The sequence below is a fragment of the Flavobacterium celericrescens genome, from assembly GCF_011392075.1.
GTDB lineage: Bacteria > Bacteroidota > Bacteroidia > Flavobacteriales > Flavobacteriaceae > Flavobacterium > Flavobacterium celericrescens.
In genome coordinates this window covers 44,275-61,118 of sequence record NZ_JAAJBV010000010.1, presented here as the reverse complement: position 1 = coordinate 61,118, position 16,844 = coordinate 44,275, and the positions used below count along the sequence as shown (strand labels likewise).

At 30.0% G+C, this 16,844-nt stretch carries 12 protein-coding genes; all 12 read right to left on the bottom strand.

Annotation, left to right across the window (positions count from 1 at the left end; translation table 11 throughout):
* Nucleotides 1-14: 14 nt before the first annotated feature.
* Nucleotides 15-1,091: an agmatinase family protein gene (locus G4L40_RS11765; protein WP_166237397.1), complete on the bottom strand. Its 1,077-nt coding sequence runs from the start codon at nt 1,089-1,091 to the stop codon at nt 15-17.
* 34 nt (nt 1,092-1,125) lie between these two features.
* Nucleotides 1,126-2,418, bottom strand: a complete 1,293-nt coding sequence (gene kynU / locus G4L40_RS11760) for a kynureninase (RefSeq protein ID WP_166237396.1) — start codon at nt 2,416-2,418, stop codon at nt 1,126-1,128.
* Between the two features lie 123 nt (nt 2,419-2,541).
* The gene (queA, locus tag G4L40_RS11755; protein ID WP_166237395.1) at nt 2,542-3,591 is read right to left on the bottom strand and encodes a tRNA preQ1(34) S-adenosylmethionine ribosyltransferase-isomerase QueA; all 1,050 of its coding nucleotides are present in this window, start codon (nt 3,589-3,591) and stop codon (nt 2,542-2,544) included.
* A gap of 165 nt (nt 3,592-3,756) precedes the next feature.
* Nucleotides 3,757-7,248 (bottom strand): gliding motility-associated C-terminal domain-containing protein, encoded by a 3,492-nt coding sequence (locus tag G4L40_RS11750; RefSeq protein WP_166237394.1) that lies wholly within the window; start codon nt 7,246-7,248, stop codon nt 3,757-3,759.
* 59 nt (nt 7,249-7,307) lie between these two features.
* The gene (gene aroA, locus G4L40_RS11745; protein WP_166237393.1) at nt 7,308-8,564 is read right to left on the bottom strand and encodes a 3-phosphoshikimate 1-carboxyvinyltransferase; all 1,257 of its coding nucleotides are present in this window, start codon (nt 8,562-8,564) and stop codon (nt 7,308-7,310) included.
* Nucleotides 8,564-8,890: a DMT family transporter gene (locus G4L40_RS11740; RefSeq protein ID WP_166237392.1), complete on the bottom strand. Its 327-nt coding sequence runs from the start codon at nt 8,888-8,890 to the stop codon at nt 8,564-8,566. Before G4L40_RS11740 ends, aroA begins: the two co-directional genes overlap by 1 nt.
* A gap of 1 nt (nt 8,891) precedes the next feature.
* Nucleotides 8,892-9,218, bottom strand: coding sequence for a nucleotide pyrophosphohydrolase (locus G4L40_RS11735; RefSeq protein WP_166237391.1), 327 nt, complete (start codon nt 9,216-9,218; stop codon nt 8,892-8,894).
* A gap of 194 nt (nt 9,219-9,412) precedes the next feature.
* Nucleotides 9,413-11,389 (bottom strand): DUF3857 domain-containing protein, encoded by a 1,977-nt coding sequence (locus G4L40_RS11730; RefSeq protein WP_166237390.1) that lies wholly within the window; start codon nt 11,387-11,389, stop codon nt 9,413-9,415.
* A 3-nt stretch (nt 11,390-11,392) separates the two neighbouring features.
* Nucleotides 11,393-13,426, bottom strand: a complete 2,034-nt coding sequence (locus G4L40_RS11725; protein WP_166237389.1) for a DUF3857 domain-containing protein — start codon at nt 13,424-13,426, stop codon at nt 11,393-11,395.
* A gap of 1 nt (nt 13,427) precedes the next feature.
* A complete protein-coding gene (locus G4L40_RS11720) occupies nt 13,428-15,332 on the bottom strand; it encodes a DUF3857 domain-containing protein (RefSeq protein ID WP_166237388.1) in 1,905 nt (634 codons plus the stop codon).
* A gap of 5 nt (nt 15,333-15,337) precedes the next feature.
* Nucleotides 15,338-15,790, bottom strand: a complete 453-nt coding sequence (dtd, locus tag G4L40_RS11715; protein WP_166237387.1) for a D-aminoacyl-tRNA deacylase — start codon at nt 15,788-15,790, stop codon at nt 15,338-15,340.
* A gap of 24 nt (nt 15,791-15,814) precedes the next feature.
* Complete coding sequence (gene rsgA / locus G4L40_RS11710; RefSeq protein WP_166237386.1) at nt 15,815-16,792, bottom strand: ribosome small subunit-dependent GTPase A; 978 nt, start codon at nt 16,790-16,792, stop codon at nt 15,815-15,817.
* Nucleotides 16,793-16,844: the final 52 nt, after the last annotated feature.

Here is a 16,844-nt window from a genome sequence, read left to right as displayed (position 1 = left end):
ATGCAAGATACAAATTATCTATTAAACTTGATTTTATTACCAACATTCATTTTCTGAGATTTTGCAAAAACACCACACATGTGGAACAACATTCTTGCGCCTACATTTCCATCCCAATCGTCATCACCTGGAGCTACTTCGACTAAATCAAAACCGATTATTTCTTTATTTGTATCGGTTAATTTACTTAACAAATAAGCAGCCTGCTCAAAAGAAAATCCTCCTGGAACTGGTGTTCCTGTATTTGGACAATACCAAGGATACATACCATCAATATCAAAAGAAATACAAACTTTTTCTGGTAACGAAGCAATAATGTGTTCGCATTGTTGTTGCCAAGTTTTACCTTCAAATGTTTCTTGTTTTAAATCCATATCTGTATGTACTAAAACTCTATCTTTCAAGGCTACCTCTACTTCTTGCTCACAAAAGTCTCGAATTCCTACTTGTACAATTTTAGAAATTTGAGGAATTTGTAACGCATTGTACATAATAGAAGCGTGGGAATAAGTAAAACCTTCATAAGCAATACGCAAATCCATATGCGCATCTAAATGTAAAATTCCAAAATTATCATATTTAGTTGCCAAAGCTTGATAATAACCTAATGGTGTTGAATGATCTCCGCCTAATAAAGCTACTTTTTTTCCTTTGTTCATCCAATCTAAAACACGATTTTTAACTTCTTCATTTAAGTCTTTACATGCTTTATTTATTTTATCCAAATCGGATTGTAATACAGGAAACATTGACACATCTTCTCCACTTTCTAAAGCTTCGATGATTGGTTGTGCCATTCCTTTGTATTTCTCAGAATTTTTCGCCCAATGTTCTGGGGCTTCATCCATATATATTCCTAATTTCCATAATTCAGGAAATTCTTGATGATTTAAATCTACCTGAAATGAAGCATCCATAATTGCCTCTGGACCTTCAGAAGCTCCAGCACCATAACTTACTGTAACTTCCCATGGAACAGGTACAATAATAATTTCGCTTTGCGCTGCTGAAAATGGCAAACCAAAAACAGTTGCATCTGCCAAACCCGGTTGTGAAGGGTCAAAATTCTCTAATATTTGTTCTTTAGTCATTTTTATATATTGTGAAAAACTGATTTATAAAAATCTATTTGTTTAAAATAGCTTGTTTCAATATCTGCCCAAATTCGTACATATCTTCGAAAGAGCAATAAAAAGGAGCTGGCGCTAAACGAATTACATTTGGTTCTCTCCAATCAGTAATTACTCCATTTTTCATTAATCGATCAAATAATTCTCTACCTTGACCATGTAAATAAACTGATAATTGGCAAGCTCTTTCATCTGGATTTGAAGGTGTTATTATTTCAAATTCTGCGCTTTCTAACTCTTTGTCTATTTCTTGAAGGATAAATTCTAAATACGAAGTTAACACATCGCGTTTAGCAATTAATTTATCCATTCCTACTTCGGCAAACATTTCTACTGAAGCCAAATAAGGTGCTAAAGACAAAATTGGTAAATTACTTATTTGCCAACCTTCAGCTCCTCGAACTGGGTCAAATTTTGGTTCCATTTTGAAACGTCGTTCTTTATTATGTCCCCACCAACCTGCAAATCTTGGCAAATCTGAATCGTTATGATGCATTTCGTGTACAAAACAACCTGAAGCATTTCCAGGCCCAGAGTTCATGTATTTATAACTACACCAAGCTGCAAAATCTACTTTCCAATCGTTTAATTGTAATTTTATGTTTCCAGCAGCATGTGCTAAATCCCAACCTACATAAGCTCCATATTTGTGACCCGCTTCTGTGATTGTTTTCATGTCAAACACTTGCCCTGTATAATAATTTACGCCTCCAATTAAAACTAATGCTAATTCTTCGCCTACTTCATCAATTTTTGCTAACACATCTTCTAATCGAATATTGTGTTCTCCTTCTCTACGTTTAATTTCAACTAAAGCTTCTTTTGGATCAAATCCTACCGATTTTGATTGAAAATCAATTTGACTTTGAAACATATATTGATCACTTGGAAATGCCTTTTCTTCACAAATGATTTTGAATTTTTTAAGTGTTGGTCTATAAAATGAAACCATCAATAAATGAAGATTTACCGTTAAAGTGTTCATTACAGTAACTTCAGTAGGTTTTGCGCCAACAATATCACTCAAAGGAACAGCAAAACGTTCGTGGTAATCCCACCAAGGTTTATCTGCATAAAAATGTCCTTCTACTGCTAAATTTGCCCAATCAGCCATTACCTCATCTATATAGGATTTCGTCCTTTTTGGTTGTAATCCTAAAGAATTTCCTGTAAAGTAGATTACCTGTTTTCCGTTAACCTGTGGGAAAATAAATTCATCTCTATAGCTTCTCAATTCATCTTGAGCATCTAAACTTTGTGCAAAATTGCGTGTATTTTCAAAAATCATTAGTCTATTGGTTGTTTGATTGGTAAAAGTATGGAAAAGTTAGAAAGTGTCAAAGCGGTTGTTTTAAATAAAAAAATCTCATCACTAGTGATGAGATTTTTTTATTTTAATTTTTTTATTACTTTAGATAATCAACATTGCGTCTCCATAAGAATAAAAACGATATTTTTCTTGAATTGCTTCTTTGTATGCTTTCATCATTAAATCATGTCCACAAAAAGCAGAAATCATCATCAATAATGTTGACTTTGGTGTGTGAAAATTAGTTACCATTGCATCTGCTAAACTGAAATCGTATGGTGGATAAATAAATTTATTGGTCCAACCTGTATATGGATTTAAAGTTCTTTGTGAAGATACTGAGCTTTCCATTGCTCGCATTGCAGTGGTTCCAATACAACACACTTTTTTCTTTTTAGCTTTTGCATTATTAATAACATCGCAAGCTTCTTGAGTAATTTTCATTTCCTCAGAATCCATTTTGTGCTTAGATAAATCTTCTACTTCAACTGGATTGAAAGTTCCTAAACCTACGTGCAATGTTACTTCGGCAAAATCAACACCTTTAATCTCTAAACGTTTTAATAAATGCTTAGAAAAGTGCAAACCAGCAGTTGGTGCCGCTACAGCTCCCTCTTCTTTTGCATAAATAGTTTGGTAACGTTCCGCATCTTCTGGTGTTACTTCGCGGTTAATGTATTTTGGGATTGGAGTTTCTCCAAGTTCTACTAATTTTTCTCTGAATTCTTCATACGAACCATCATATAAGAAACGTAAAGTTCTTCCGCGAGAAGTTGTGTTATCAATTACTTCGGCTACTAATGAATCGTCGTCTCCAAAATATAATTTATTTCCGATACGAATTTTTCGAGCAGGATCTACTAAAACATCCCACAAACGTTGCTCTGCATTTAATTCTCTTAATAAGAAAACTTCGATACGAGCACCTGTTTTTTCTTTATTTCCGTATAAACGTGCTGGAAAAACTTTCGTGTTATTTAAAACCATTACATCACCATCATCAAAGTAGTCTATAATATCTTTAAATAATTTGTGCTCGATTGTACCCGTTTTTCTGTTTACTACCATTAATCGAGATTCGTCACGATTTTCTGTAGGAAATTCAGCTAATAATTCTTCAGGAAGATTGAATTGAAAATGAGATAATTTCATAAATAAAATTTAGAATTAAGAAATTAGAATTAAGAAGATTAATCTTCTAAAAACCAATTGCGTGCAAATATACGATTATGAAATAGGGGTTGTCAAGTAAAATGTAGTTTATTTTTAAAACTAAAAAATTTAAAAAACAAACTAATTCAAAATATTGGAGTTACATTATTCTCTTACTAAATAAATCCATCCGGTTTTTTCAACACCACCAGTCAATCTTATATAATAGTAATACGTTGCAGCTGGCAGCATATTACCATTATAATCTTGCCCATACCATTCTGATTCATAATTATCTTTACTATACACTTCTCTTCCATATCTACTAAAAATTTTTAGATTGTCAACATCATAACCAGACAAATCAAAAGAATCGTTTTTACCATCATCATTTGGGGAAATTCCACTTTGAATTCCGCAAGCTGTTCCCTGAATTATTATTGACTCTATTTTACTACAACCATTATTAATTACCTGAGCACTATATTCACCAATTGCTTCAGAAGGAACTTGAATTAGATTTGAGCTATTTGTATAATTATTAGGACCAATCCACTCAATTATAACATCATTTACATTAAAGCTATCATTTTGTGGAATAACTTCTAATATTTTAATATTATCAACACAATCTTCTTTAAGAATAAAAGCTGGCTGAGCACTAACTAATACATCAATATTATGAATATTTGACTCACAGCCATCTTTAGTTACTTTTAGACTATAAATTCCTGAATCAAACAAATTTGAATCTTGAATCACTAAATTTTCATTTGTAGACAAAAAGCCATTTGGTCCTTCCCATAAATAATTTGCGTTTGCAATACCTGAATTTATTACAACATCATCTCCAACACAAATCCCAATACTATTTGCAACATTTGACAAAACAGGTTTCTCTTTCAATTCAAGCGTAATTATAGCATCATCAAATCCGCAACTTGATGACGAAACTGTGTATAAAAACTGATATGTACCATATGGTAATAAATTTGCATCCCATAAATTATCAACTAAAGTATTGCTTCCAGATATTTCAGACCAAACTCCATTTGAATCAAAATTGCCACTTAAAAAATCATTCAAATTTATTATTTGTTGATTTTCACAAAATGCAGTATTAGAATCTAATCCTGCTTTTGGGCTTTCAAAAACATTTGATATCGTTTCAGAAAGTTCTACATTAAAGCAAGAAGAAATATTACTTGCATTAGTGATTTTAACTTTATAAGTTCCATAATCAACCAAATTATTAAATGGATTAAAATTTAACACATTAGAAGTACTTAAAATATTGGTAGGATTTGAATCTTTCCACCATTCATAAGTTAAAAAGGGGTAATTAGGAACACTCAAACTAGCCTGTTCATTATTACATAATAATGTTGATGTTATTCCAAAAGGAGCAATTGACGTAATTTCAACCAAACTATTTACGATATTTCCACAAGAATCTTCAACTTGAAAATTATAAATTCCTGAAAACAAATTTGGAAAAGAGTTCAAATTATTGTTTTCAATCAAAAAAGGAGCGCCATCTTTAGTTGTTATTCTGTAATTTAAAGGTGGAACGCCATCCGCAATTACAATAGCTTCGGAATTACCATTTAAGCAACCAATAGTATCAATATTTATAATTGTTGGTCCGTCTGCAATCTCGAAAGAATGAATAGTTTTTATACAATTGATGGACTGGCCAGCAAAAGAATAAATCTTAGAAACTTTAACTATCCTGATTATTCCACTGAATTGCAGATTAATATTATTAACATAATTAGATATAGAAATTGCATTCATTCCTGTTAAAAGTGAACCATCAACATAATCAAATCCAGTTATTGGATGTTCCCATAAATTAGCAGTTGAATTATACTTTTGAATCCAAAACACTTCACTATTATCTGAATTGTTTGTATTACTGTTATGCTCAAGATATAAATTAAAAGAACCACAATATTTTTGCAACTGTACATTCGTTTGAATTTCCTGATATCCAACAACATGAATTGAATCTGTTCTTGTAACTCCACAAAAATTGGTTGACTGAACTACATAATCACCTTCGGGTAAATTAGATAAATAAATAGAAGTTCCTCCTATTATTGATAAAGACAAAGGTAATGTTCCTGCATAATTTGATGGTCCGCTTAATAATTCAGCATTTGACAATAAAACATTAGAATCTATTCTAACTGAGCCATATCCATCATCGCATCCAGGTTTTTGCAATACCACAAATGGAGTTTGAACATATGGAGGCACAATAATCGTAAGATTATAAATATTATTACATATATCAGTAATTTGAAAATTATAAGTCCCAACTGGAAGGCCACTAATGGAAAAAATGTTAGTTATTGGATCAATAAAACTTGATACATTATGTGGTATTGCATATGCATATGTTATTGGCGCTGAAGTAATAATAACTGACTGCATGGTTGCTCCTTGCAAAAAAACCGTAACTTGACCACATCCATTTGAAGAAGCAGAATATGATGGATTAACTACAGTATCTTGAATTGTAACACTTCTTGTTACCGTTCTCCCACAGGCATCAGTAATCTGGATTGTATATGAACCATTAGGAAATGAATTCCCTATACCTCCATAAACAGTTGTCCCGGATGTAAAAGGTCCTGGATGAATCGGATTAAACATTGTAGGATTAAAACCTGCTGGAAAAGCAACAAAATCTATTGTATATGGAGCTACGAAATAATCAAGTGTAAGTGATAATTGTTTAGTTGTACAATCAATTTTAGAAACTAATATAGTAAAATCAATTTTTTTATTTATTAAGTTATTATTACTTTGATAAACATTACCACAAGCATCTGTTGCTTTGATATCATAATAATAGCTTTGATTATGATAGAATGGTATTGTTAAACTAACTGAAGAAGAATTATTGTTAGCTACAACATATGAAACAAAAGGAGAACCTCCACCTGGGGGATATACAGTATATTCAAATGTTATTGGATAAGCAATTTCATATCCCATTGGAACTCCAAAAAAGTTAGTCAAATTTACCGTATTACACGATGGCAATTGTCCTGAAGTTAACCCTGGATCAATTACCAATGAAATTAATGCTTGTACAAGTGTATAAGTTTGTACTACAGCATCTCCACAAACATCAGTTACTTTTATTTCATATACTCCTACCCCTAAATTACTAAACGAATTAGATGTCTGAGGTGAAGTTGTTGTCGGTCCAGATACAATTTCATAACTAGCTGGATTTCCACTAATAACATTTACTGTTATAGCACCATCATTCCCACATTTAACCTTTTGACCGACAAGTGTATAGTCTAATGTTGCTATATTATTAATGATTGTTACATTTTGCTGTTGGGAGCCAGATGAAGCACCAAGCGACTGTGTTGCAACAACAAGATAGTCACCAGCATTCAAACCTGTTAGTGTATTTGAATTTAAAACCGCAATAGGCGAAACTATATTTGGTAATAGATAAACGCTATACACCAATGTTGATCCTGAGGTAGTACCAGAAACAGCAAAAGTTAAACTTCCATTTCCTAAACATGTTTCATTTTGAGGAGTAACTTGAAAAGTAAAATTTGAAAGTTGAGAAAAACTTAAATTACTTAAAAATATAAATAAAATTATTTGAACTGCTTTATACATTGCTTATAGATACGTTTATTGGTAGATGCGTATTTTCATAAATGGTTGCGTTAAATTTCTTACTTTTCAAAACATTCAAACCCAAAACTTCTCAAATCCTCCCAAAAACTTGGATATGATTTTGTAACCACCTCTGCATCTTCAATTACTATTGGAACTTTCAGTGCTAATGGCGCAAATGCCATCGCCATTCGGTGGTCTTGATATGTGGAAATTGAAATATTAGGATTTAGATTATCAGATTGTTGGATTGTTAAAGAATCATTCGTTACAGAAATATTTGCTCCAAATTTTGATAATTCGGTTTTTAAGGCTTCGAGTCTATCTGTCTCTTTAATTTTTAAAGTATGTAATCCAGTTAAATGACAACCAATTCCTAACCCAAAACATGTTACCCCAATAGTTTGAGCAATATCAGGAAAGTTGTTGAGTTGTGAGTTGTGAGTTGTGAGTTGTGAGTTGTGAATTCTTTCTTTTGAAATCGTGATTGAATTATCACTATTAAAAGTAGTTTCAACACCAAAATCTTGATAAATGTTCACCAAAGCACTATCGCCTTGCAAACTATCTTTTTTATAACTTGAAAGCGTAACTTGAGTTCCAATTGCTGATAAAGCAACAATTGAATACCAGTAAGAAGCTGAACTCCAATCGGACTCTACAGTTAGAAGTTGGGAGTTAGAAGTTGGGAGTGAATTAACTATTATTTTGTTTCCTTGAAATGTTGTCATCACACCTATTTCATTCAATAACGCTAAGGTCATTTTGATGTAAGGAATTGAGGTTATTTCGCCTTCTAAGCTTAATTCTAATCCATTTTCCAATTTGGGTGCAATTAGCAATAATGCCGAAATATATTGACTACTTACATTAGCTGGAAGCGAAACGTTGTTTTGAGTTAGCTTTTTCCCTTTGATTCGAATAGGCGGAAAACCATCATTTTCTTCATAACAAATTTCGGCGCCTAATTGATTTAAAGCGTCAACCAAAATTTTTATCGGACGCTCTTTCATTCTTGAAGAACCTGTTAAAACAACTTCTTTTCCTTCTTGAATTGAAAAATAAGCGGTAAGAAATCGCATGGCAGTTCCAGCGTGGTGAACGTCTATGAGTTGCGAGTTGCGAGTTACGAGTTGCGAGTTCTGCAATGCTTTCAACATCGCTTCGGAATCATCAGAATTTGAAGTGTTTTCTAAAGTTAAATTTGGATATAACTCTTGCAATAGCAACAATCTATTAGTCTCCGATTTACTTCCAGTGATTTTTACTTTTCCCTTTTCCCTTTTCCCTTTTCCCTTTTCTAAATGTAAATCCATTATTTGGTAACAATTTTTAATCCGACAATTGATAAAATTAATGTGCTAATGAAAAATACTCTCCAAAAAGTTGCGGGTTCTTTAAAAACAATGATTCCTACTAAAACACTGCCTATTGCTCCAATTCCTGTCCAAACGGCATAAGCTGTTCCAATTGGTAATTCTTTGGTAGCTTTTACTAATAATATCATACTAATCGAGAGACAAACAAGAAAACCTCCATACCAAAGTAAAGAAGTATTTCCTGTTGATTCTTTTGCTTTTCCTAGGCAAGTAGCAAAACCAACTTCAAATAAGCCAGCTATTATGAGTAAAATCCAATTCAATTTATTTCAGTTTCTCGTTATTATGATGACGGTCGTGATCACGTTTAGTTTTTAGGTCCATTTTTTTATCAAATGCAGCTTGTAAATCTACTCCTGTTTGATTGGCTAAACATAAAACTACAAAAACAACATCAGCAAGTTCTTCACCTAAGTCTTTATTTTTATCGGATTCTTTTTCCGATTGTTCGCCATATCTACGGGCAATAATTCTAGCCACTTCACCTACTTCTTCTGTAAGTTGAGCCATGTTTGTCAATTCATTAAAATAACGAACACCGTGTTCTTTTATCCAATTATCAACTTCTTGTTGTGAATTTTTTAAATCCATATTATTTTTTATTTTTTTTATTCAAAAACGGAATTCCAAATACTTGCAGAAATCCTAAAAAAATTCCAAAAAATAGTGCTTGAAAAACAAATCTAAAAGTTTCCATTTTTACTTCCATAAAGTAAATAATTACGCCATAAAGCACCGTGTTTAGTAGGGTTAAAATTAAGAATCTGATTAGATTTTGTTTCATGTTACTTTTTTATTAATACAATTTTCTCGTTTTGCTTTAAGACGATTTGATTAAAAAATTCTTTTAAATGCTGATAATAAGCACTTTCTATAATTGGAGCATTAATCTCTAAGCTACAAGCAAATTGAATTGTACCCATATTTTCAGAAACAGTGTATTTAAAAGAACCTTTATTATCCTCCATAGCTATATTCAATGACTCTGGTTTTGATTCTAAAACATAACCTTCTGGTATTTTAATGCTAAAGGTATAGGAATCTTTAATTGGAAAATTAAAATCTACTGGATATAATCTGTTTTCAGCTTTAAAAGGATTTTCTGTAATCTGGTGGAATAACATTGGTGAAAAATATATTTTAGAACCAATAATATCAACAAGGCTATTGCTAGTAAAGCTATACGTTTCAATAATTGGTTTTGTCAAATCATTTAAATTATCTAGTTTATATTCTTCAACTAACGAAAAGTTTTCTCTTTTTTCTAATTCTTCTATATAATTTTCTTTATTTCTATTTCCATTCTCATTTCTATATTCAAATGCATAATAATCAGTAAGTAACTTTCTTTGTTTTCCTTTTATTGTTCCATCAGTTTTTAGTTCTGCTAACACTGAAACATTTTCTATAGAACTTTTTTCAGGATATAAATTTACCATTTCGGACGTACCATTCTTGCGAATCATTCTTCCAAACCAATTCATTGCTCGTTCTGGGATAATATTAGGACTTGCATTTTTATTAGTAGCATCTAGTAAGACTATAGTTTTATCATTCAATTCAACTCCAGCAATAACATAGTTAAATTTAGTTCTGCTAGGAAATATCGCAATTCCATTATCTTTCGTACTAATCAAAATAGGAAAAGCATTTAACCCAGCATAATTTAACATTGAGACAAGCATTAAATTAATCTCAGCAACATTACCTGTCTTATTTTTAAATGCTTCTTCAACCCCTGTTTTAGGAAAATATCCATATTTCCCATTCCAAACTATATTATTTTTAACATAATTAAATATTAAATCCATTTTATTATTTTCTTGGTTTAATAATAAATTATTTATTTGCTTTGCAAAATAGTCTGTTTTAAATAATTCTTCTCCAAAATTTTTCTCTTTATAGATAGAATTAGTAACATCCTCCCAAGTTGTAGCTATTTTTTCAGGTTCCTCATTCGGCATTCTAATAATTTGAAGTTCATTATCAATTTTTCCATAATAATTCTCTATATTATTACTAAAGTTTTCTTCAATTAAAGATGGTACATTTTTAGTTTGATATCTTGAATTTATTTGTTTATAATTCATTGATAATAAATTTCCATATTTATCGTCAAAAGTTTGTGATGCTTGCTCAACTTTTTCATTATATTCTACATCAACATAACCTTGTTTAATTGCTTTGTATATGTAAAATTCAGGTATTTTAGAAATGTATTCTGCATAATCAACAGGAATACTATATTGAAATTGAAAATCAGGTAGAACCGATAAATTTTGAGATTTTAAAACATATCTCAATTCAATTATTGATCCTACTTTAACATCTGGAAATGCAATAATTTTAGTTTCCCAAAATTCATTTAGTTTATTCTCAAATTTACTCTCACTAGTAACTTTAGTTTTAATTATTTTATTACCACTAAGATTGTATGTATATGCCTTAACAATTTTGACACTTTCATCTCTTAGATTAGAATATCCTACAAAATAAGGAATTTTAAAATCTGCAAACTTCAAGCCTTCTTTTTTATAAATTTTAATTTTTATGGAAAAATCGGTTGTGCATACAAAACCATCATCTTTTTTATATTTAAAATTAGTTTCTTGTTTTTTAAACATTATAGAAGCTACCGCTGAAGTATCTATATGATGTTTTGACTCCATTAATTCTTCAAAGGTGACGTTTTCTAACTCATAATTTTGAGCTTCTAATTTAAACACAAAAAATAATATAAAAACTACTTGTAATATTCTCATTGATTATTTTTTTATTAATACAATTTTCTCGTTTTGTTTTAAGACGATTTGATTAAAAAACTCTTTTAAATGTTGATAATAAGCACTTTCTATAATTGGAGTATTAATCTCTAAGCTACAAGCAAACTGAATTGTACCCATATTTTCTGCAACAGTATATTTAAATAACCCCATATTCTCTTCCATAACCAAATTTATAGGTTCAGGCTTTGATTCTAAAACATAACCTTCTGGTATTTTAATGCTAAAGGTATAGGAATCTTTAATTGGAAAATTAAAATCTACTGGATATAATCTGTTTTCAGCTTTAAAAGGATTTTCTGTAATCTGGTGGAATAACATTGGTGAAAAATACATTTTAGAACCAATAATATCAACAAGGCTATTACTAGTAAAGCTATACGTTTCAATAATTGGTTTTGTCAAATCGTTTAAATTGTCTAGTTTATATTCTTCAACTAACGAAAAGTTCTCTGTTTTCTCAAGTTCTTCTATATAATTTTCTTGGTTTCTATTTCCATTCTCATTTCTAAATAAGAATGCATAATAATCTGTTAGTTGCTTTCTTTGTTTTCCTTTTATTGTCCCATCAGTTTGTAACTCAGCTAACATCGAAACATTTTCTATAGAATTTTTTTTAGGATATAAATCTACCATTTCTGACGTCCCATCCTTACGAATCATTCTTCCAAACCAATTCATTGCTCGTTCTGGAATAATATTGGGACTTGCATTTTTATTAGTAGCATCTAATAAAATTATTGTTTTATTATCTAATTCAACTCCAGCTATAACATAATTATAACCATTTCTATTTGGAAAAACAGGAATTCCATTCAGTCTTGTACTTACGAGAATAGGATTGGCATTTATTCCTCCATATCTCAACATTGCAATTAACATTAAATTAATATCTGCAACATTTCCGATATTATTTTTATAAGCATTTTTAACACCATTATCGGTATAATATCCCATATATCCATTCCAATTCATTTTTGCTTTTACAAAATTATAAATGACAGATATTTTTTGCTCATCTAAATTTATATTATTTAATAGAGCTTCAAAATCCACCTCAAAATAATTTGTTTTATTAAGCTCGCCTCCAAACGCGTTGTCATCATATATTGTTTCTACTACATTTTCCCAATCTAATGCATAATTCTTATAATCCTGATTTGGATATCGTGTAGCAGCTAATTCGTGACTAATAGAAGATGTATAATTCTTTATATTATTTACATAAACTTCGTCGTTAAATGAACTAATACTATTTAATATATATTTAGTCTCTACTTGTTCAAAATCAATATTTGTTGAAACAAAATTACTCTTTACCGCTGTCTCATATTTACCTTTTCCTTGAACATGTTCAATTTCTCTTAAAGTTATTGTTCTTTTCTTTTTATCAACAGAAATTATTGGGTTCAATCCTCCTCTTATATTTGAGTTGTAAATAAAATATTCCGGTATTTGAGTAAAATATTCCGAATATAAAACTGGTATCTTCTTTTCAAATTCCCAAATTGGGAATGATGATATAAATGGTGACCTAATAACATATTTATATTCTATAATAGATCCTTCTTTTACATTTGGCATTGTAATTTTTTTTATGCCCCAGTTTTTATTTACCTGTTCCTCAAATTCTCCCTCGCTTTTTAATTTTGTTTTTTCAATTTTATCACCAACTAAATTATATGTAATAGCATTTGAAAAAGAAATTTGTTCTTTAGTACTATTGTTTTCTATGTAAAATGGAATTTCATAATTTCCATAAGAATAACCTTCTTTTTTATATATTTTAATTTTGTTCTCAACTTCCGTAATTATTTTGAATCCATCTGTTTGACTATACTCAATATATGTCTTACCTTTAGAAAAAATATATTCAGCAACTGCCGATGTATCCATAGCACATCTATCTTGTTTGAGTTCATCAAGTGTCACTTTTCCAAGCTTATAATCTTGAGAAAAAACAATGTTTACAAAAAATATTATTGTTAAATAAATTATGAATTTAATTTTTTCCATGCTATTGTAGTTTATTAAATAAAATTTTTGAATTATCATGTTTTACAATTTGTTCAATAAATTGTCTATAATTTTCATATTCTGATTTGTCATAAAACCCTTGTTTTATTATTAAGGTTCTTTTATAATTAATTAAATTATTATTTATAAGTATCTCAAACTTATATGTTCCAAACTTATTTTCAATTGTAATATTGTCTGGCAAAGCTTCTATTTTAAAATTTTCGGGTATGTTAATTTGTATAATATCTATATCTGTATAACCTCGTTGTATTTCAAAAGGTTGTTTTCTGTTTCTATATCGCTGCGGAACGTTAGTTTTCCGATTAAAAATGTTAACTGGAAACATAAATGAATTTCCAACAATGTTCACATAATTTTCAACATTCATACTAATATTTTCCGTAAATTCAATTAGTTTTTTATCATTTTTAAATGAATAGCTGTTGATTTTTAAATTATTTAACCAGTGAAACCTAGATGATTTATAATGCTTTTCAATATCATCTTTTGCTTCATCTTCTATTTCATATATATCATCATACTGAATACCTTTAGAAACAATTTTAAGTGACCCATTAATTGTACCATTGCTATTTAATTGCACAGAACCATCAGTAGCTTGAATATTATCAGATTCAGTATAAACTGTCGTTTTTATTATCTCACCTCCATCAGGCTTAATCAACAATGCATGCCTATCATCTGTAAAATCTCCACCAAAACCGAAAGGAATTTTTTGATTAGTACATTCTAAAAAAACATTTTTATCTCCATTAGGAATCGTCAATATCACATGATTTCCTTGTTTTGAAACAAAGTCTTTTTCAAAATCTTTTTTCCTTGAATCACCATATATTACTGTATAATATGAATTAACTCCAACATTTTTCAACAAAACTCTTGTATAATTTGAGAGTGCTTTACAATCACCATAACCTAATTTATCAACGTCTAATGGCAACATTGGTTTCCAGCCACCAATTCCTAGTTGAACACTTACATAGCGAGTTTTATTTTGCATAAATTCATAAACAATTTGTGCTTTTTTTAAATCGTTCGTCTCGTTTGCTACTAATGCTTTTAGCTTGTTTTTAGTTTCTTCACTTATTTCTTCCGATTCAGAAACTAAATTTTCATACCATAACATTCCAAATTCTTGCCATGATTTTGCACTACCTTCAAATCCTTCCAAATTAAATTTATCCAATCCAAAAACAACATTTGGAAGAATTTTGTCAGCAGATGGAGCGTAATCTTCTGGCTTTTCAGCTAAAATATTTTCAACAGAAAATGTAATCGTATTTGAAGTTTCGCTTTTCTTTATTAATCTATTTTCAAAGTTTTTTTCTTTATATTTAAAACCTAAATCATTAATATAATTAACTGTTATCGAAGATTTTTCAACACTTTCAAAATAATCATCTATTGGATACCATGTTGGAATAAATGCTGTATTAATAGTTTCAACCTCACTTTCATACACAATTGTAAAAGGATAACTGGTTGGTGTATAATCTAAATACAACATTCTTCCATCTGTTAATACAGAAAATCCATCAGCAACACTTTGGTCTATAAAATCTTTCTTTTTTATCTTTTTAATTTCAGAGCCAAAATCATTGTATATAATAGCTTCAATGTTTTTTATTTTTTCTGATTTACTGTAATATTCCTTTGCATCAACATTATTCAATCCTGATTTATTAAGTACAGTAACTACCTTTTTTTTCTTAATAGTCAAGGAATTTTGTGAATTAACCGAAATCAAGATTTCTTGATTTCTAATAATACTATTAGCATTTTCAACTAACTCTTTAGGAGTTAATAAACTTGAATATTTAATCTCTTGGGAAAATGTTGAAATTGAAAATAACAGTAAAAATGTAAGGGATAACTGTTTCATTGAGTTTATTCTTTATTTTTTGTATCGATTATAATTGTTACCGGACCATCATTAATCAAACTCACTTTCATATCGGCTCCGAATTGCCCCGTTTGTACTTTTTTACCTAATTCTATTTCCATTTGTTTTACGAAAGATTCATACAGTGGAATAGCGATTTCGGGTTTTGACGCTTTAATATAAGATGGACGGTTTCCTTTTTTAGTTAATGCATGCAAGGTAAACTGACTTACAACAACCATATCACCATCAATATCTTTAAGTGATAAATTCATCACGTCATTTTCATCAGCAAAAATGCGAAGATTAGCAATTTTTGAGGCTAACCAAACAATATCCTCTTGATTGTCAGCATCTTCAATTCCAACTAAAACTAAAAGTCCTTTTTGAATTTGAGCTACAATTTCGTTATTAATGATAACCGATGATTCTGAAACTCTTTGAATAACTGTCTTCACTTTTTACTTGATTCTTTTTACTTTTTACTTTCTGGTTTCATCACTTGCTTTTCGTTCTGCGTCGTAGATATCTGCGCGATATTGCTCATCATCTCCTTCTAGAATTTGAGTATAGCTTTTATATCTCGACCATGCAATTTCATCATTTTCAAGTGCATTTTTAACAGCACAATGTGGTTCATCTTTATGTAAACAATTATTGAATTTACATTGATCTTTTAGAGCAAAAAATTCTGGAAAATAATCGCCAATTTCTTGCTTTTCCATATCTACAATTCCAAAACCACGAATTCCTGGCGTGTCGATAATTTTAGCGCCAAATGATAAATCAAACATTTCTGCAAAAGTTGTAGTATGCTTTCCTTGTGCATGCGATTCAGAAATTTGTTTGGTTTTTAAATTCAACGAAGGCTCTAATGTATTAACTAAAGTAGATTTTCCAACTCCAGAATGACCAGAAAACATTGACACTCTATTTTTCATTAACGCTTTTAATTCGTCAATTCCTTTTCCGTCTTTTGCTGAAACCCTAAGGCATTTGTAACCAATTTCAGTATAAACGTGTTGTAAATATAATTGTTCGTCTAATGTGGGGTCATCAAACGTATCGATTTTATTAAATACTAAAACAGCTTCTATTCCATAAGCTTCTGCTGTTACTAAAAATCGATCTATAAAACTTGTTGTTGTTGGTGGATTATTAATGGTTACCAATAAAAAAACCACATCAATATTAGACGCAATAATATGCATTTGATGTGATAAATTAACTGATTTTCTAACGATGTAATTTTTGCGCTCGTGAATATTTATTATTACGCCTGTAGTTTCATCAGTTGTGTTTTCAATATTATAATCTACAATATCGCCGACCGCAATTGGATTGGTACTTTTGATACCTTTCATTCTAAATTTACCTTTTATACGGCACTCCAAAAAATCACCATTTTCTGTTTTAATGGTGTACCAACTTCCGGTAGATTTATATACGATTCCTGTCAAATCAATTAAAAATTAAAAATTAAAAATTAAAAATTTCTTTCTAATGTTTAAT